Raw genomic sequence first — 19,521 nt, forward strand, 5'->3', positions numbered from 1 at the left:
GAGCTAACGAATGTATCTTTTTAGGTGTACAATGGAACATGGACTTTATACAAAGGTGGTTTTTTTATGTTTCAAAAAATAGCAAAGGAATGTTTAGCAGGATTTACTGTTGCGATTGTTGCGTTACCACTTGCGATTGCATTTGGTATTGCTGCGACAGGAACGTCTGAGGGAGCGCTTGTTGGATTGTATGGTGCGATTTTTGCAGGTTTATTCGCAGCGTTATTTGGCGGGACACCTGGGCAAGTAACGGGGCCAACTGGACCAATTACCGTTATCGCAACAGGAGTTATTGCGACGCACGGGTTAGAGGCAAGTTTTATTGCCTTTATGATGGCAGGGTTATTTCAAATTTTATTCGGTGTATGTAAGCTCGGTTCTTACGTTCGATATATTCCGTATCCTGTCGTTTCGGGATTTATGAATGGTATTGCATTAATCATTATTTTAGGCGAAATAAAGCACGTACAAAATAGTTTTCTACTGGTTGTGTTAACGATTATTGTAATGATTGTTTCTGGTAAATGGATTAAGGCGATTCCGTCTAGTTTAGTAGCACTAGTCGGTGTGACAGCTTTGCTACCTTTATTTTCTTCCCTACTCGAAGGACTTACAGTAAATTTACCGATTATCGGAAATCTTTCACTAAATAAAGTAATTGAAAAGATTGGAACCATTCCAGAAGCGATACCTACGCTTCATATTCCATCTTTAAGTGGAACAGGAATAGCAGCACTTATTTTACCAGCGCTTAGTATTGCTTTATTAGGATCGATTGACTCGTTGTTAACATCGGTCGTAATGGATAATGTGACAGGTACACGTCATAAAAGTAATAAAGAGCTCGTTGGACAAGGTATCGGTAATATGATGAGCGGATTGTTTGGCGGATTAGCAGGTGCAGGTGCGACTGTAAGGTCTATCGTGAATATAAGAAGTGGCGGTAAAACGGCACTTTCGGCATGTATGCATAGTGTTATCTTATTCATTTTTATTATGGGTCTTGGTTCGGTCGTACAATATATTCCACTTGCTGTACTATCAGGTATTTTAATTTTAACTGGTATTGGAATGTTCGACTGGGAAAGCATGAAAAAGATGCATGTCGCTCCTAAAGGTGATGTCGTTGTTATGCTCGTAACGATGATTGTGACGGTGAAGTTCGATTTAATGATTGCTGTTGCATTCGGTATTATTCTTTCGTTCATCATATATATGGTGAAATGTAAAGAACGTAAAACTTCTATCGTAAAAGAAAGAGAAGAAACGTATACGATTCAAGGACCGCTTTCTTTCTTATCAGTAGATCGTATTTTCTCCACTTTACAAGATGTGAAGTCACCGGTTGTTTTACGTATGAAAGATGTGCGTTATATGGATGTATCAGGAGCTATGGCATTATTAAATTTTGTTGAGCAATCAAATAAAGTAGGAGCAAGTGTAAAGCTTGAGCAAGTACATCCGAGTATTGAAAAAACAATCGCAGTAATGGCAAGCGATGAACAGAAAGAGCAATTGAAAATCTTAAGTGTTTAGATGGTAATTAGAATATCTCACAATCTTACATACATTATAATGTAGAGTTGTGGGATATTCTTATAATGTTTTTAGTAATATGTACCGCAGTGATAGAGAAGAGCTCTTTTTGAGTAACGAAAACAGTTATAATGTGTACATATAATGGAAGGAATTAGAAATTAGAGTGTGAAGAGATAGGCGTAAATTGGTTCTCTTTTCTATTTTGTAAAAAAAACCAAGTATTCAACCTATAATAAATTTGTTATGATAACCAATGGGATAAAGTGAATCCCTATCGTTTAAAACAATATGTTTGAGAGTATATGTATAAAAGAAAAGAGAAAAAATATGAATAAAACATTTGTAAAAGGAGCAGCGATTTTAACAATTACAACTTTTTTGTCAAAATTGCTTGGTAGTTTTTTTCAAATTCCATTACAAAATATTGCAGGAGATGAAGTGCTCGGTATTTTCCGTCTTGTTTTTCCTGTATATATGATTGCTCTTACATTATCGGTAGCCGGAGTTCCACTTGCAATTTCGAAACTAATTGCAGAGTTGAACGAAAAAAATAAGCAAAAGGAAATTGCGAAATTATTTAAATCAGCGTCAATTATTGGGATAGCATTTGGCGTTTTCGGCTGTTTAGTCATTGTATTATTTTCTATTGAAATTGCAAATATGCTTGGTGGACAAGAAACTAGAATGCCGTTGCTTATTACTTCATTAGCATTACTCATTGCGCCATACATGGCAGTTTATAGAGGGTATTTTCAAGGTTTCGGTGATATGAAACCAACAGGGGTATCACAGGTCATTGAGCAATTTGTACGTGTGTTTTTTATGTTAATAATTGCTTACATACTAGTATCATGGGATAAGAGTAATACTGTTATTACTAGTGGTGCGATGGTTGGCTCTTTTCTTGGAGTCATTAGTTCGCTTATATATTTGCGTATAAAATATAATAGAAGTCCATACTACAATAAAAGCAATTCCTATTCGCTCCGAGATTTAAGAGAAAACGGCAAAAAGATATTGAGGGTATCGATCCCAATCGCTATCGGAGCTTTATCAATGCCACTTTTAAATTTAGTAGACTCGCTTACAATACCGCATGTATTACAAGGATCATCAACAGAAATTCAAGAACAATTTGGAATATACAGTCGCGGTTTTGCATTCACGCAAATAATTGTTATTTTTGCAAGTGCAATTGTATTTCCGTTAATACCACTCTTAACTTCCGCATTGGCCAAAAGAGATATAAATTTGGCGAAAATAACAATTCAAAATACAAATCGACTAGCGCATGTTTTGACAGCACCGTTAACAATATGGTTGATGGCATTAACAGTACCGTTAAATGTCGGATTGTTCACAGACGTAAAAGGCAGTAGTATGTTAACAGTTATGATTGGCAGTTCGTATTTTACTGCGGTTATGGTATTATCAATAGGTGTTTTACAGGGCATTAACCGTTCTGCACAAGCTGCATGGATTGTTATTGGTGCGAGTTGTGTGAAAGTCGTGTTAAACATAATGTTCGTGCAGAAGTTTGGCATAGATGGAGCGGCGTATAGTACATTCATTACTTACGTATTGATTTGTATTGTAAATCATTTGTATATTCGAAGCTATATTGCCTATTCTATTCATTTAAAAAGCTTTTTTGGTGTGCTAGCAATAGCATCTATTTTAGGACTAGGATTGTATGAACTATTTAATGTGATAGATGTTACATCTTCAAGAATTATGACGTTATTATTCAGTGGTATAGCATTAAGTATTACAACCATTTTGTATGGTGTATGTGCTTTGAAATTAAAATGGATATCAATAAAAAAAATACCATTTTTGAAAAAATAAATATAAAAATTTAATTTTTTATTAAAATTCATATGAGCTGATAAAGAGGAAACTATGTAGGGTATTAAGTGTTTAGGTAAGGAATGGGTACCAGTTTATGTTAGATGAAATAAACGGTTACCTAGTTTTGGAGGAGATTTAGGGTGCGTTTAGTCTTATCAGGATATTATGGTTTTTATAATGTTGGAGACGAGGCGATTCTACAATCAATTATTGAATCGTTAAGTAAAGAGAACCCGGATATAGAACTAGTAGTACTATCAAATGATTCTAAATATACAAAGGAAATGTATGGTGTAGAATCGGTAGATCGCTGGGATATAAAAGCTGTTTATCATGCGATCAAAAACAGTGATGGAGTTATTAGTGGTGGCGGGAGCCTTCTTCAAGATCAGACAAGTACGAAGAGTATTCTATATTATACGGGTATTATGGGACTCGCTCGATTATTAAAAAAGCCGTATTATATTTATTCACAAGGAATAGGTCCAATTACAAAAGGATATAATCGTCTATTAGTAAAATGGAACTTGTCAAAAGCTTCCTATGTATCAGTTCGAGATGAGGATTCGTTTTTATATTTAAAAGGACTTGGCATAAAAAACGATATTGAAATTGTTCCAGACCCTGTTTTAACATGGAAACGGACAAAACAATCGGATTGGTTGCAAAAGCATTCGATACATGGAAAAGTAATCGCGGTTAGTGTGCGTTATTGGAATGCAAAAGAAGATTATATAAAAAAATTAGCTGCGGCATTAAAAAAATTAAAGCAAGAAGGATACCAAATTCTATTTGTTCCAATGCATGAGCCATTTGATCAAAAAGCTTCGCGTGAAGTAGTAGACTTAATGGGAGAAGAGACGTATATGCTTCCATATAAAATGGATATCGACGAGAAAATATTCATTTTATCACAATGTTCATTACTAATTGGTATGCGTCTTCATGCACTAGTTTTTTCTGCTGTAGCCAAAACTCCAATGGTCGGGATTTCATACGATCCGAAAATTGATTCGTTTTTAAGTCAAGTGAATCAGCCAGTTATAGGAAGTGTGGATGGCGAATGGAGTGCTGAATATTTATATGAAATTGCGAAAAAGCAATTAAGGCAACAAGGAACTGTGCAGCAAGAGTTACAATTGACAATAGATGAGCTTCGGTTGCAAGGCAAACAGGCAACAAAGAAACTCATTGATCATATGGAAAAAGGCACTTTATTAAAAAAGTAAAGTGTCTTTTATTTTGTTTTGAATGTAATGAAAATTCTAATTAAAAAACGTTTTATTTTAATTCCTATTTATTATGCTAAAATGATTGTGAGTATTATATAATCAAATTTGTGATAATAAATTCGTAGATTACGAGGAGGATAACCTTGAAGACTTTTTCAAAAGGTATAACAGCAGTGGCATTAACGGGATCATTACTTTTAACTCCTATTTCAAGTTATGCGGCAAATGATGATATTACAGGACATATGTTTGAGACGAATATGCGCTCACTTATTACTAAAGGAGTTTTAATGGGGTATGGAGACAATGTATATGCGCCTGATAAATTAGTAACAAGAGCAGAGTTTGCTACATTCATAGCAAGGGCTTTAAATTTACCGAAAGCTGATTCGAATTTCGAGGATGTGCCGAAGACTTACGGTTTATATGATGGTGTAAGTAGAGCATATGGAGCGAAAATTATTAATGGTCGTACGAACGAGACATTCTCACCAAATGATGTGATTACACGTGAAGAAATGTCGATAATGGTAAAGCGAGCGTTAGACTATAAAAATATTAAAGTAGCTGTAAGTCCGCTTACCTTTACTGATAAAGATAGTATTAACTATAAAGAGCATGTGCAAGTTATGGTGGCTACTCAAATTATTAAAGGGTATCCAGAAGATAATACATTTAGACCACATTTATCAGCTACAAGAGGGATGGCTTCAGCTATGTTGGATCGCATGCTTCAGACGATTGAAAAAAACGGAAATAGCAATCCTGTAGAAACTAAGAAATATGTTGTGACAAATGTAAGAGAAAACGGAACAGAGCAAGAAGTAGAGCGCTATAATACGTATAAAGAAGCGGTTACGGCTGCTCAAAATAAAGGTATGAATGCGGTAAAATACGAGAACGAATTTTTATGGATTAAAGATGGTTTTGCAAGTGCGAAAAGAATAACTGGGCAAAACATCATTAATATTTATGATGAGAATTTGTCAACAGTATATACGTATATTCAGTATGGAACAGAATTGAAAGTGTTAGAAGTTGGCGAAGATCGTGTGAAAGTTCAACTTTCTGGTTTGACAGGTTATGTGAAGAAGAATGAAATCACTTTAATTCCTACAAATGAAATGAAACAGTCGTCTTATTATGTGAAATCAGATGGATATTTATACCATAAATATTATACATATAATACAAGTTCACCTGGATATACAGAATTTAGATATGGTGTGGCACCTTCTTTCATGAAGCAAGGACAGCAAATGTATAGTGTAGATGGAAAGACATTTGGAGACGAAACTTTCTATCAATATTTCAATTATTTATCATTACGTTCGAAAACAGATTATACAGCTGAACAACTAGATAGTTATGTGAAATCGATTAAGCCAGACTCTCCATTAATTGGTTTAGGAAAGAAATTTAAAGAAGTAGAAAGCAAGTATAATGTAAATGCATTATTCTTATATTCATTAGCAATTCATGAAAGTTATTATGGAACAAGCGCTCTTGCAAAAGACAAAAATAATTTATTTGGTTTAAAAGCAACAGACGATAGTCCATATGGTAACGGAGAAGCATTCAATTCAAAAGAAGATTGTATTGAACATGCAGCAAAATTATACATGAATGAAGGATATTTAAATCCAGGACATTGGCGTTATACAGCAACATATACAGGTGATAAAGCTGCTGGTTTAAATGCAAAATATGCATCTGATGCGAACTGGGGTAAAAAAGTAGCGGGGCACATGAACCGTTTTGATTCTTATTTAGGTAAAAAAGAATACAACAAGTATAAACTTGCACGTGTGATGAATAACGTGGAAGTGAAAAAGAATCCTAGTATATCAAATGAGCGACTGTATCGTTTAAATACAAATGCAGTTGTCACAGTTACTGGTGAAGAAATAATAAATGGAAAAGCGTGGGTTAAAGTTATTTCAGATAACCCTACTGTAACAGAAGCGTATATCGCAAAAGAAAGCTTAGAGTACGTAAAACATTAATTAAATAAAAAAGAAGGTGCTACTAATATTTCGTAGCACCTTCTTTTTATCCCGCATTAACGGGCAGTAATCCCCCACCTCAAAATTCAGTGGAAGCAAGGAAGTTAGGTGGGGGATGAACTGCCCGTAAAAGCCCGATTGGTTCAACTAATAATCAGTGGGGGATGAATAAAACCCCCACTGATTAAAGTTTCACTTTATTCAATTTCAAAATCAACAATGATATAAGCGAGAATAACAATGAAGAAAATACTAACGGCTGGCGCTGTTAATACGTGGCCAGACATAAAGCCAATGCCAAGTGATAGAATGAGTGTGCTCGCTAATAGCATATACTTTACAGTCATGATTTTCTTAAAGTTTGTGATCATGCGGATGAATAATTTAATACCAAAGTATAGAAGTGGTATTAAGTAAATAAGGAAACCGACAATTCCAAATGCGAAAAATAGGTCATGGAAGTCCATTTCAATTAATTTAATTTTATCTGTGTAGTTACCAGCGTAACCCATTCCGAATAGTTTTTGTGAAAGCGGTGCGTCTTTATAGTACTGTTTGTATGTTTTTAAGAATTTGTCGCGATCGCTGTAAATTAAACTTTTTACTTCAGAATCTGTAAGTTCACCTTTTGCATGTTTTTTTGCATCTTCTGGATCTTCTTTAATTACTTTACCTTCTTTTCGATCTTTTTCTTCTTGTACTGATTTTTTGTATTCGTATATTTGCATGTGAATGCCCATATTTTTTGCGATAGGAGTATGCGGTGTAAGAGCAATTAAACCTCCTAGTATAACAGCTGCAACAACGGTATTTACAATATGTGTGAATCCTTTTCCTTCTTTTTTACGATTTATCATGTACTCAATGAATGAGAAGAAAAGTGCTACGCCTAATGTAATAACAATTGCGCCATATCCGACTTTCGTTCCGACCATAATACTTGCATACATCGCAAGTATTGTTGGAATCCAGTAATATATTTTCGAGAAAGAAGTTGTTTTATGAATCGAATATAAGACAATGATTGGGAACATAATGGCGAAAAGAGAACTTAAATCATTTCCAGCGAAGAACCAACCTCTTGAACCAATTTTTGAGTGAGGATAGCTTGGGAAATCCGTTCCAGTTTGCATTGCCACAATCATAGTGATACTTAAAATTAAAGTTGCATATAAGAAATATGTAATGATTTTATGAAATACATACTCTTTATTTTTTAGCTCTTTAAAGGCGATAATATATCCAAACAGTAGCACAATTGGATATATGCTCTTTAAAATGAATTTAACTTCTTCTCCAAATGAAACTGGAGATTTAACCATCATATTATTTACAAGACCGATTGCGAGTGCGATTCCGAGTAAACATAAATAGAGGATATACTTTTTCGCATCTTGTTGTTTGTGATGAAGAAGTAGGTATCCTAATGCAAGAAGCATAAAGGCGAAACGGACTACAACTCCAACTGTTGCGCTCATGTGTAGTATATAGATTGAAAAAGATGTTAATAAATCTAAAATTGGTTGAAACACAATGAATAGCAATAGGAAATGTGGGAAGTAGTTATCCGTTTGTTTCAACTTAGTAACCATATGTTCCTCCAGTTCTTCATTCCTTTATTACAACACCCAAAAGATGGGTATAAAGCCTTTTTTACATAGTAAGGCGAATGAATTTCAATATTTGTTTTTTATCAAACTTAAGAATACACCATTTCATTGTAATGGTAAATAGATGAAAAGCATGGATAAACCGACTTTAATTTCTATATTTTTCAACGGAATTGTATGTTTTATACGGTATATGTACAAATTGCGAGATTATTAGACAGAAAATTGAGAAAAAAGAAGGATTTTTCAATGGTTCTCTATAATTATATAAGTATAATCTTTATGGAGAAAAGAGGGGTATATATAATGGAAATAACAAGTAAAACAGAATCTGTCGTTGTGAAATATGAAGGCCACGTTGCAACGGTTATGGTCAATCGCCCAGAGGTGTTAAATGCGTTAGATGAGCCGACCTTAAAAGAGTTATTACAAAAGTTGAAAGAAGTAGCGGAAAGTTCTGCGCATATCGTTGTGTTATGCGGGAACGGCCGTGGTTTTTCTGCGGGTGGGGATATTAAATCGATGCTTTCAAGTAATGATGAAAGTAAGTTTGATGGTATTATGAATACTATTTCTGAAGTTGTCGTGACGTTATATACGATGCCAAAGCTTGTTATTAGTGCAATTCATGGACCAACTGCAGGTCTTGGATTAAGTATTGCGTTAACAGCTGATTATGTAATGGCGGATATATCATCTGTTATTGCGATGAACTTTATTGGAATCGCTTTAATTCCAGATGGAGGCGGTCATTTCTTCCTTCAAAAGCGCGTCGGTGAAAATATGACGAAGCAAATTATTTGGGAAGGTAAGAAATTATCAGCGACAGAAGCGCTTGATATCGGCTTAATTGATGAAGTAATCGGCGAAGATTTCCAAACGGCTGTGAAGCAAAAAATTAATGAATGGTCACAAAAACCGATTAAAGCAATGATTCAAACGAAGCAAATTTTATGTGAAGTAAATCGCTCTAATTTAGAGCAAACATTGCAATTAGAGAAGCGTGGTCAATATGCAATGAGACAAACAGCGGATCATAAAGAAGGAATTGCTGCGTTTTTAGAGAAACGTTTACCAGCATTTAAAGGGGAATAAAGTTTGTCCATTCCTCACTGATTATTAGCTCGTTAATTCGGGATAAAGGGGAGAAAGTGCTAACACATTTTAGTATAATTGTGTTAGCACTTTTTTTAAGGAGTAATACATGAAGAAAATGATCGGTGTTATCACTATTATTTTGCTTACATATTCTGCTTTGCATAGTACACCATCTTTGGCAGTTCGGACTGCGTTGTTTTTTGAGGGACATCCAAGTGTTGCATTTTCTGACGGGGTGACGAAAGAAAAAGAAGCGAAAAAAGAAGCGATTCCAGATGAGTATCAAACTCTATATGGTAAGGACGAAGACTTAGAGCACTATTTCTTTCCACATGTAAGAGCACATGGATCAGGAATTGATATGTTAAGTGCGTGCGTGAAGAAAAAATGGTTTTTCTATAAAGCAGAGCTCGGATGTTATTAAATATAGGAGGATGAATGATGTCAGCATATAACAAGTTAGTAAGAGATCGTGTTCCAGAGAAGATTTTAATGTCTGGAAAAACGTATACAGCACAAAAATTAACAGGTCAAGCCTACATACAAGCTTTAGCGAAAATTGGAACGGAAGAAATTCGTGAATTTGCTTCTATGAAAGAACGCGAACATGCGCTAGATTCTCTTGCGGATGCGCTAGAAGTTATCATTTCATTAGCACGTGCAGAAGGTGCATCGATTGAAGATGTGGAGCGCCTTCGTAAGAAAAAAGAAGTAGAGCGCGGTGGATTTGAAAGAGGTATTTATTTATTAGACGTTTCAGAAGAATAGTTTTATAGGAAAAGCATAGCGTTAATGAGTAACGCTATGCTTTTTTGTTGCAATGAAGCTAATAATGAAGAAGATAGCTGTTAATATCCAGCCGATTGTAATAGAAGTAGTAGTATGAATGGCATAAGAGATTTGTAAACAAAATAATGATGCTAAAAACCAAATGAGTGCAATGTGTATATATTTTTTTGATATATTCATATTTCAGGACTCCTTTTGTATACTAAAAAGAATTTTACTACAATTTAGAAAATTAAGCTATATAAGTAGAGGTTTTCTGGCGAATTTTGTATACTGAATAGTAGAGAAAATGAGGAGGAAACGACAATGGCACATCATACGAAAGAAACGATGGAACTGATTAAGGAGCTTGTCTCTATTCCGAGTCCATCTGGAAATACAGCAAAAATTATTAATTTCATTGAAAACTATGTCAGTGAGTGGAACGTAGAAACGAAGCGTAACAATAAAGGCGCTCTTATTTTAACGGTAAAAGGGAAGAATGATGCGCAGCACCGCTTATTAACGGCACACGTTGATACGTTAGGTGCGATGGTGAAAGAAATTAAGCCTGATGGTCGCCTGAGTCTTTCTATGATTGGTGGATTTCGCTGGAACTCTGTAGAAGGAGAATATTGCGAAATTGAAACATCAAGTGGCAAGACATATACAGGAACGATTTTAATGCATCAAACATCTGTACATGTATATAAAGATGCAGGTGAAGCAAAACGCGATGAGAAAAATATTGAAGTTCGTATTGATGAGCGCGTATTTTCAGCTGATGAAGTACGCGAATTAGGAATTGAAGTAGGAGACTTCGTTTCATTTGATCCGCGCGTTCAAATTACAGAGAGTGGATACATAAAATCACGTCATTTAGATGACAAAGTAAGTGTTGCGATTTTATTAAAATTAATTAAAAGATTACAAGATGAAAACGTAACATTACCATATACAACGCATTTCTTAATTTCTAATAATGAAGAGATTGGATACGGTGGTAATTCTAATATTCCAGAAGAAACTGTTGAATACTTAGCAGTTGATATGGGAGCGTTAGGTGATGGACAAACATCTGATGAATATACAGTATCTATTTGTGCAAAAGACTCTAGCGGCCCGTATCATTACGCACTGCGTAAACATTTAGTAGAGCTTGCGAAAACGAATCATATTGAATATAAAGTAGATATCTATCCATACTACGGATCTGATGCATCAGCTGCGATTCGCGCGGGATTTGATGTGAAACATGCTTTAATTGGAGCGGGTATTGATTCTTCTCACGCATTTGAACGTACACATGAAAGTTCTATTGCGCATACAGAAGCATTAGTGTATGCATATGTAATGTCTAATTTAATTGAAGAATAATTTCATAGATAATAGAGAGCTGATTAAAAATATTATTTTTAATCAGCTTTTTATTTGGCGAAGCGATTAGGAGACATGTCCTAATCGTTTTTTTATCCCGCTATTTGTGGGCTGATTAAAGTTTTATTTTATATACATTCATTATAAGTTATATATATGCGATTTTTGTTATAAGGCCGGAAACGTATTTACTATAGATATATAATGTTATACACTATGAAAGGAATTAATTAATAGTTAATATTTTTTAGTTAGCTTGATTAAAAAAATGTATGAATATGAAGTTTTGAGAGGAGATTTATTTTTCATGAAGTACAAAGCAATAGCCGCAGGTTTATTAGCAGCAAATTTACTAGCACATCCAATTAGTAGTTTAGCAGAAACGAAGAAATTTCCTGATGTTTCAGATAGTGCGTGGTCGAAAGACGCAATTTATTATTTAGTAGAGAGAAATGTAATTAACGGTATGCCAGATGGTAACTTTATGCCATACGGAAATTTAACACGTGCCCAGGCAGCAAAGATTATCGCAACAGCAATTGGTGCTAAAGTAGATCCGAATGCAAAGCCGTCTTATAATGATGCAAAAAATAATTGGGCAGCTTCATTTATTGCAGCCATGGAAAAAGAGAATATTATTAAAGGGCGAGAACCAGGAGTATTTGATCCTGAAGGAAAAGTAACTCGTGCTGAAATGGCAGCTATGCTTGTAAGAGCATATAATCTGAAAAGCAAAGTAACAGGACCAGTTCCTACAAAATTCGCTGATTTAGAGAATCATTGGGGTAAAGAAGAAGTTAATATTTTAGTAGAATTAAAACTTTCTTTAGGTACAGAGAATGGCTGGAAACCGAATGATTCTATTACGCGTGAACAAGCAGCTCAGCTTACTGCGCAAACAGATAAATTTAGTAAGAATAGTGATCGTCCAGTAGAAACAAAGAAAATGTACATAGATAGAAAATTCATTACATATCACGCACCATCATTAAGTTCTGGGATTAGTGCGAATCAGCATAACCCACAAACGGTTGAAATTAAAGAAGAACGAGATGGATGGATCAAAATTGCAACAAGTAACGGTGATAAATGGACACCTTTAGTAGAGAAAACAGAAGTTATTAATGAAGGATTCACTACTTATGCAGAAGCTTCTTCTTCATCAAAAGTAATGGGAACACATAACGCACAGCAAGTAACTGTTATTGAAGAGAACGGCAGCTGGATTCGTATCCGCATGGGCGCTGGTTTCCAATGGGTTAATAAAAATCAATTAAATCCAGTGAAGCAAGGGAATTTCTTAGAAGGAAAAGCGATTATTATTGATCCAGGTCATGGTGGAGCAGATTCAGGTAATCCAGGTTATTATGAGAAAGAAAGTGAAACTGTATTAGATGTATCATTACGATTACAGAAAATATTTGAGAAAAAGACACCATTTACTGTGTTATTCACTCGTACAGATGATACACGTCCAGGAACAAGTGCTTCTGATTCTTTAAAGAAACGTGTAGAATTTGCTCAAAAAAATAATGGGGATATTTTTGTAAGTATTCATGGTAATGGCACGGAAGAGAAAAATGGACAAGGTACAGAAACATTCTACTATGAATCAGCGACAGCAAGAGGAACAAATCCTAATGTATCAGAAAGTCGTTTACTAGCAGAAAAAATTCAAGAACGTCTTGTAGATGCACTGGGAACAAAAGATCGTGGTGTGAAAAAAGGCGATTTATACGTAATTAGAGAAAATACAATGCCAGCTGTATTAGCAGAATTAGCATTTGTAGATAATAAAAGTGATGCAGATAAAATAGCTACACCAGCGCAAAGACAAAGTGCAGCGGAAGCGATTTATCAAGGCATTTTAGATTACTATGAAGAAATGGGTAACAACGTGTCTTCTTTCCGTTAATAAATAATAAGAGATTGCCATTGGCAGTCTCTTTTATTTATTAACGTTTCTCTTTATTTCCGGCATATGATATCATTTAATTTTATATACAAAAGAAAAGTATTTGAGTAATTGTAATCATAACAATTTTAAACGATAGAGGATGATAATAGATTGAATAATCATAGTAAAACACCTGCCTGTATATATACGTATGCATTTCGTGAGGAGGAGCGTGCTTTATGTTACTTGGAAATGCGCTCGTTCTTTGGAATGGAGTCGCACGTTAATATTTTAAAAAGTGATGTCAAAATTGACCCGAGTAGAAGTGCGTTTATGAAAGAGCGCGTTGAGGTTATGTATGAAGGGGACGACTTAGAAAGCATTTTAAAACAAGTGGAACAAATTGATTTGGCGGGGGCGTCGTTTAAAGTTATCTTCGTTAAAATCAATGACCTCGTTGGAGAGAATAAAATTGAATATGGAGAAAGACGTCTTATTGAACGAGACCTCGGCATGCATATTGAAGGAGAAGCGGATGTTCGTAATCCAGAGCGTGTATTCGGGATTGTTCCTCTTGAAGGACGCTGGTACTTCGGGCACTATGTAGAAAGCGAACCAGTTTGGTATCATCACATAAAAAAACCGCATAGTTATTCGACATCTCTTAGCACACGTGTTGCGAGATCAGTTGCAAATATCGCTGTACCAAATCCAGAGGGAGTACGAGCAATTGACCCGTGCTGCGGTATTGGAACAGTAGTAGTAGAAGCACTTTCTATGGGGATTAACATCGTTGGTAGAGATATAAATCCACTTGTAGTTCTTGGAACGAGAAAAAACATCGCACATTTCGGATTTGAAGGAACAGTAACAAAAGGGCCGATCGAGGAAATTACTGAGAACTACGACGTTGCCATTATCGATATGCCGTACGACTTATTTACGCATGCCACACCAGAAGATCAACTATCAATTCTCTCAAGTGCACGCCGCATCGCGAAAAAAGTAGTCGTTGTCACGATGGAAACAATGGACGACATGATCCATGAAGCAGGATTCGAAATTACAGATCGCTGTATTACAAGAAAAGGATCATTTACTAGACAGATTCTTGTTTGTGAATAAGAAAGAAAGGTCACCCGTTTGGGTGACCTTTTTTGTTTGTATTGATGTGTAATTGGTTGGTGGTTTAGGTAGATGAATTAGCGAAATTTGTCGGTAAGTCGATATTGCATGTCGAATCGCCGATATCGTTACATTAGAATGTTACTGTTCTTTTAATTTCTCTTGTTGTGCGATTAATAAATTGCGTAATATGTGTCCGCGGTAACTTTCTAGTTTTCGTCCTTCATGATAGCGTACGCCTAATTTTTTTAGTTCAGCTACGTACCAGCCCTTTGTTCCGTAATACATGGGATCACTTCCTTTTTGCTTTTGAACAGTATATGTTGGGGGACGAAGTAACTTTACATTGAAAATAATAATGGTAAAAGGAATCCTACATGTGTGTACGAGAGGAATTGCAAAGTTATCGAGGTGTTTTATAACGTAACATCCAAGCCGTGTATAAAAAAGTAGACAGTTGTATATGAATTTGTTGAAAAAAGAATACACATTACTGAGGAGATTTGAAAAAAGTAATGCTATACGATTTGGCATGATACTTGCGTTGGAAATAGTATCAACGTATAGGGGAGAGATAGAAATGAAGGTTAGTAAAATATATACAACGATTGATGCACACGTAGCTGGGGAGCCGCTTCGAATTATTACGGGCGGCGTGCCAGAAATAAAAGGGGAAACGCAGCTGGAAAGACGCGCATACTGTATGGAACATTTGGATTACCTTCGTGAAATTCTGATGTATGAACCGAGAGGGCATCACGGAATGTACGGTTGTATCATTACACCGCCAGCAAGTGCTCACGCTGACTTTGGCGTATTATTTATGCACAATGAAGGATGGAGTACGATGTGTGGTCACGGCATTATCGCTGTCATTACAGTTGGAATTGAAACAGGCATGTTTGAAGTAAAGGGTGAAAAACAAAAGTTCATTATTGATAGCCCTGCTGGGGAAGTTGTTGCGTATGCAAAATATAACGGGAGTGAAGTAGAATCTGTATCATTTGAAAATGTTCCTTCATTTGTATACAAAAAAGACGTTCCTATTAAAATAGATAACTATGAATTTCAAGTAGATATCGCGTTTGGAGGAGCATTTTACGCTGTTGTAGACTGTAAAGAATTTGGTTTGAAAGTTGATTTTAAAGACTTGCCCGCTATTCAAACGTGGGGCGGTAAAATTAAACATTATATAGAGAGCAAAATGGAAGTGAAACATCCACTTGAAGAAGGATTGAAAGGAATATACGGCGTTATCTTTTCAGATGAACCGAAAGACAAAGGTGCTACGCTACGAAATGTAACGATTTTTGCTGATGGGCAAGTAGACCGTTCTCCTTGCGGTACAGGAACTTCAGCGAGAATCGCAACTCTTTTTGAAAAAGCTACCTTGCAAAAAGGAGAAGTATTCATCCATGAATGCATTACTGATGGGAAATTCCAGGGAGAAGTATTATCCGTAACAGCAGTAGGTACATATGAAGCTGTCGTTCCGAAAGTAACGGGGAATGCATTTATTACAGGGTTTCATCAGTTCGTTGTAGATCCGAGAGATGATTTGAAACGGGGATTTTTGATAGGATAGAAGAAGGGGGTGGAAAGATATGCTAGTCATAAGCGCGAACGAACAAAGAAACTTAGTAAATATGAATGAAGTTATTGAATACGCGGCGCTTGCTTTAAAAGAATTTTCCGCAGAAAGAACGATTACACCAATAAGAGGCTCATTACCATTTGCGAATGAGCAAAATACGGCATTAATTATGCCTTCAGTAGCGGAAGGGCTTGAGGCACTTGGAGTAAAAATAGTAACGGTAGTCCCGCAAAATAAACAGATAGGAAAGAAAACAATCAATGGGATTGTGATGCTATCAGACTTTCAAACGGGAGAACCGCTCGCACTTCTAGAAGGATCGTACTTAACGATGATCCGAACGGGCGCCTTATCAGGAGTAGCGACAAAATATTTAGCTCGTCATAACGCAAAAACTTTATGCATTATCGGCACGGGCGAACAAGCGAAAGGAATTGCCGAAGCAATATTTGCAGTTAGAGATATCGAAAAAGTCATTTTATACAATCGAACAGAAGAAAAAGCATATGCATTTGCGCAACATATACAAGAGAAATTTGGTAAACCTGCTTACGTTTACAGGGATCCAAATGGAGTAATACGTGAAGCAGACATCATCGCCACAACTACGAACGCAACCACACCAGTCTTCTCAGAAACACTACAAAAAGGCGTCCACGTAAACGCCGTCGGCTCATTCAGACCGAGCATGCAAGAACTACCCTCACACGCCATCACAAGCGCAAACAAAGTAGTAGTTGAATCAAAAGAAGCAGCACTAGACGAAACAGGAGACCTTCAAGTTCCGATAAAAGAAGGTCTATTCAAAGCAAACGCCATTCACGCTGAACTTGGTCAAATTATAAGCGGAGAAAAAGCTGGGCGCGAAAATGATGAAGAGATTACTATTTTCAAATCAGTTGGTTTGGCGGTAGTAGATATTATCGTTGCGAAGTATTTGTATGAGAGAGCGTTGGAGCAAGGGGTAGGGAATAAGATTGAGTTTTGAGACTGCCTTTTGGTGGTCTTTTTGTCAGGATGGGTGTGCTAGTATTTATAATTGAAGCCTTTTAATATTATGTTGAAATATATGAATTCTGCGCGGACATCAAATCATTCATTCAATTGGTATATGAAAAAGTTGCACCTCTAATTATTAGAGATGCAACTTTTTACCATTCACGCCATTCTTCTGTTATATCTTCCTCGGATTCTAAGCCAGCTATTCGTGCTGCTGTATCGATAAATTCATAGAGATCTTCTCTTTCCATTGTTTCGATAAAATGTTCATGTTCGATATTTAATTCATTTAATTTAATAACTACCTCTTTAACAACTTGCATTACTTCGACTTCGGTTGGATTCTCTCCTAATCGCTGTAAGTTGTTAATGTAAGTGTCAAGAACTGTATTTGTTGCACTTATATTTTCTTCAGTAAAAAATTCCCCATCTTCATCATACTCAACCCATGAGGTTGTTGGTTTATTTTTTTTCAATTCATCAAATGTCATGATAACCTCCTAAATGTGTTTTTTGTCTTTAATCCCATTCTACATTTTCGATCATATAAAACAATCATTTTAGAGGGATTTTCTGTAAGTTGATAGTTTTTTAACTCATTTTATGAGGTTACTTATTCGTGGTCTTTTTATTTTCTCCTCCGCATAAATATAAGGTTATCGCAAGAATGCATTAATAGATTACAAACTTTCTACCTTTGCGAAAAAGTTTGACAATACATACGGGTAGTGGTAATTTAAAACCTATAAGAAAACTCGGTATTAATTCCGAGTTTTCTTATAGGTGTAAATAGTCGAGAGGGGTCGAAATATGAAGAAGAAGTTGTTTGTATTACCATTTGTCCTACTATTATTTATTGCATTAGCTGCTTGTTCAGGGGAAAAAGATTCGAAGCAAGCAGGAACTAGTAAATCAGGGACTCCGAAAGACGGAGGGGCGTTAACGATTGGTGTTAGCGATAATCCAGATACGATGAATCCGCTTTATGCGAATGATCGTGTGTCATTAACTGTGCAGCAAGCTTTATATGCGCCGCTATATCATATGGAAAACGGTAAGAAAAAGTTTGTTCTTGCTGAGAGCTTTACGCCTTCAGAAGATCAATTAACTTGGACACTGAAGTTAAAGGATAATTTGAAATGGCATGACGGTAAGAAGATTACATCAGACGATATTGCATTTACATTCCAATCTATTTTAGATGAGAAGCAAAATAGCTCAAGTCGTGAAAACTTTATTTTTAAAGGAAAGCCGCTTGAGGTGAAAAAGGTAGATGAGTTAACAACTCAATTCGTTTTACCACAAGTAAGCGCATCTTTCGAAGGTGTGATGAATGATTTCTTCCCAATTCCGAAACATGTATTTGAAGGGGAAGCAGATTTAGCGAAGAGTAAGAAAAACTTACAGCCTGTAGGATCAGGTCCGTTTAAGTTTAAAGAGTATAAATCAGATGAGTACGTTGCATTAGATCGATTTGATGATTATGTAGGTGGGAAAGCTAAATTAGACTCTATCGTATACCGAGTTGTAAAAGACCGTAATACAGCAAATGTTTCACTGCAAAATGGTCAAATCAACATGAAGATGATTGAGCCGCAAGACTTTAAGAAATTAGATAGCACTGGGAACTTCTCAATGGTGACATTCCCTGAAGGTAGATTATTCTACTTATCTTATAACATGAATACAGATTTGATGAAGAAAAAAGAAGTGCGCCAAGCAATTGCGCATGCGTTAGATAAAAAAGAAATGATTAACTCAGCATTCGTTTCAGGTGAGTTTGCAGAACCAGCAAATTCAATCTTAACGCCAGACGCTATGTATTATGCGAAAGATATTAAAGACTATAAGTATGATAAAAAAGAAGCGAAAGATTTATTAGCAAAAGCTGGCGTGAAAGATAAGGAAAAAGTACGTGTGATGTATGTAACGAATAATAAAATTATGGAAAGCTTAGCGTTATATACACAACAAAAATTAAAAGAAGTTGGCTTAGAAGTTGAACTAAATGCATTAGATGCTAGTGCGGCAAGTGAAAAAGGCTTAGATAAAGAGAATAAAGAATATGACATTACATTTGGTGGTTACATAATGGGACCTGAGCCAGATTCATATAAGAGCTTATTCTTAAGCAATGCTGAATACAATTATGCACGATATAAAAACGCTGATTTCGATAAGTTATGGGAAGAAGCTGCAGTTGAGACAGATAAAACAAAACGCGCAGAGCTATACCATAAAATTCAAGAGACAGCTAGAGAAGACGTACCTTATCTACCAATCGCGTATCCGAAAGCAGTTATTGCAGTAGATAAAAAGTTTGATGGATTAAAAGAAGCGAAAGCAATTCCTGTCACAATGTTTGAAGATCTATCTAAGATTTATGAAGTGAAATAAGAAACAATAAAGAAGCTGGTGGAAATCA

17 protein-coding genes are annotated in these 19,521 nt (G+C 35.7%); 13 read left to right on the forward strand and 4 right to left on the reverse strand.

Annotation, left to right across the window (positions count from 1 at the left end; translation table 11 throughout):
* Positions 1-66: 66 nt before the first annotated feature.
* The 4 genes from AC3EMB_RS04790 (at position 67) to AC3EMB_RS04805 (ending at position 6,628) form a co-directional block, all read left to right on the forward strand.
* On the forward strand, positions 67-1,536 hold the full coding sequence (locus tag AC3EMB_RS04790; RefSeq protein WP_075716844.1) for a SulP family inorganic anion transporter: 1,470 nt from the start codon (positions 67-69) through the stop codon (positions 1,534-1,536).
* Positions 1,537-1,866: 330 nt separating this feature from the next.
* Complete coding sequence (locus tag AC3EMB_RS04795) at positions 1,867-3,387, forward strand: putative polysaccharide biosynthesis protein (protein WP_053565145.1); 1,521 nt, start codon at positions 1,867-1,869, stop codon at positions 3,385-3,387.
* Positions 3,388-3,530: 143 nt separating this feature from the next.
* Positions 3,531-4,619 carry a polysaccharide pyruvyl transferase CsaB gene (gene csaB / locus AC3EMB_RS04800; protein ID WP_075716842.1) on the forward strand — a complete coding sequence of 363 codons (1,089 nt, stop codon included), beginning with the start codon at positions 3,531-3,533 and terminating at the stop codon, positions 4,617-4,619.
* Positions 4,620-4,765: 146 nt separating this feature from the next.
* Entirely contained in the window at positions 4,766-6,628 is a 1,863-nt protein-coding gene (locus tag AC3EMB_RS04805; protein WP_053565144.1) for an S-layer homology domain-containing protein, read from the forward strand.
* A gap of 197 nt (positions 6,629-6,825) precedes the next feature.
* On the opposite strand, the gene AC3EMB_RS04810 is transcribed toward AC3EMB_RS04805, so the two are convergent.
* Positions 6,826-8,220, reverse strand: coding sequence for an O-antigen ligase family protein (locus tag AC3EMB_RS04810; RefSeq protein ID WP_454500604.1), 1,395 nt, complete (start codon positions 8,218-8,220; stop codon positions 6,826-6,828).
* Positions 8,221-8,520: 300 nt separating this feature from the next.
* Between AC3EMB_RS04810 and AC3EMB_RS04815 the strand changes: the two genes are divergently transcribed.
* The 3 genes from AC3EMB_RS04815 (at position 8,521) to AC3EMB_RS04825 (ending at position 10,104) form a co-directional block, all read left to right on the forward strand.
* Positions 8,521-9,333, forward strand: a complete 813-nt coding sequence (locus tag AC3EMB_RS04815; protein WP_001999174.1) for an enoyl-CoA hydratase — start codon at positions 8,521-8,523, stop codon at positions 9,331-9,333.
* A 109-nt stretch (positions 9,334-9,442) separates the two neighbouring features.
* Entirely contained in the window at positions 9,443-9,760 is a 318-nt protein-coding gene (locus AC3EMB_RS04820) for a hypothetical protein (RefSeq protein ID WP_366987689.1), read from the forward strand.
* 17 nt (positions 9,761-9,777) lie between these two features.
* Positions 9,778-10,104 carry a nucleoside triphosphate pyrophosphohydrolase gene (locus tag AC3EMB_RS04825; RefSeq protein ID WP_001277348.1) on the forward strand — a complete coding sequence of 109 codons (327 nt, stop codon included), beginning with the start codon at positions 9,778-9,780 and terminating at the stop codon, positions 10,102-10,104.
* Between the two features lie 21 nt (positions 10,105-10,125).
* On the opposite strand, the gene AC3EMB_RS04830 is transcribed toward AC3EMB_RS04825, so the two are convergent.
* Positions 10,126-10,305, reverse strand: coding sequence for a hypothetical protein (locus tag AC3EMB_RS04830; protein WP_001027083.1), 180 nt, complete (start codon positions 10,303-10,305; stop codon positions 10,126-10,128).
* A gap of 126 nt (positions 10,306-10,431) precedes the next feature.
* On the opposite strand from AC3EMB_RS04830, the gene AC3EMB_RS04835 reads away from it, so the two are divergent.
* The 3 genes from AC3EMB_RS04835 to AC3EMB_RS04845 all read left to right on the forward strand — a co-directional run bounded on the left by AC3EMB_RS04835 (position 10,432) and on the right by AC3EMB_RS04845 (position 14,503).
* A complete protein-coding gene (locus AC3EMB_RS04835) occupies positions 10,432-11,481 on the forward strand; it encodes a M42 family metallopeptidase (RefSeq protein WP_000930086.1) in 1,050 nt (349 codons plus the stop codon).
* Positions 11,482-11,788: 307 nt separating this feature from the next.
* The gene (locus AC3EMB_RS04840; protein ID WP_000875329.1) at positions 11,789-13,396 is read left to right on the forward strand and encodes an N-acetylmuramoyl-L-alanine amidase; all 1,608 of its coding nucleotides are present in this window, start codon (positions 11,789-11,791) and stop codon (positions 13,394-13,396) included.
* 153 nt (positions 13,397-13,549) lie between these two features.
* Complete coding sequence (locus AC3EMB_RS04845) at positions 13,550-14,503, forward strand: TRM11 family SAM-dependent methyltransferase (protein ID WP_488517522.1); 954 nt, start codon at positions 13,550-13,552, stop codon at positions 14,501-14,503.
* Between the two features lie 141 nt (positions 14,504-14,644).
* Here AC3EMB_RS04845 and AC3EMB_RS04850 read toward each other — a convergent pair whose 3' ends face one another.
* Complete coding sequence (locus tag AC3EMB_RS04850) at positions 14,645-14,875, reverse strand: YflJ family protein (protein ID WP_100910561.1); 231 nt, start codon at positions 14,873-14,875, stop codon at positions 14,645-14,647.
* Positions 14,876-15,083: 208 nt separating this feature from the next.
* Between AC3EMB_RS04850 and AC3EMB_RS04855 the strand changes: the two genes are divergently transcribed.
* Both AC3EMB_RS04855 and AC3EMB_RS04860 read left to right on the forward strand, forming a co-directional pair.
* Positions 15,084-16,088, forward strand: coding sequence for a proline racemase family protein (locus AC3EMB_RS04855; RefSeq protein ID WP_488517523.1), 1,005 nt, complete (start codon positions 15,084-15,086; stop codon positions 16,086-16,088).
* A 19-nt stretch (positions 16,089-16,107) separates the two neighbouring features.
* Positions 16,108-17,085, forward strand: coding sequence for an ornithine cyclodeaminase family protein (locus tag AC3EMB_RS04860; protein ID WP_488517524.1), 978 nt, complete (start codon positions 16,108-16,110; stop codon positions 17,083-17,085).
* 163 nt (positions 17,086-17,248) lie between these two features.
* On the opposite strand, the gene AC3EMB_RS04865 is transcribed toward AC3EMB_RS04860, so the two are convergent.
* Positions 17,249-17,587 (reverse strand): hypothetical protein, encoded by a 339-nt coding sequence (locus AC3EMB_RS04865; protein WP_000141783.1) that lies wholly within the window; start codon positions 17,585-17,587, stop codon positions 17,249-17,251.
* A 319-nt stretch (positions 17,588-17,906) separates the two neighbouring features.
* On the opposite strand from AC3EMB_RS04865, the gene AC3EMB_RS04870 reads away from it, so the two are divergent.
* Entirely contained in the window at positions 17,907-19,493 is a 1,587-nt protein-coding gene (locus AC3EMB_RS04870) for an ABC transporter substrate-binding protein (RefSeq protein ID WP_064532647.1), read from the forward strand.
* The last annotated feature ends 28 nt before the right edge of the window (positions 19,494-19,521 follow it).

This window comes from Bacillus sp. LQ16, from assembly GCF_057784645.1.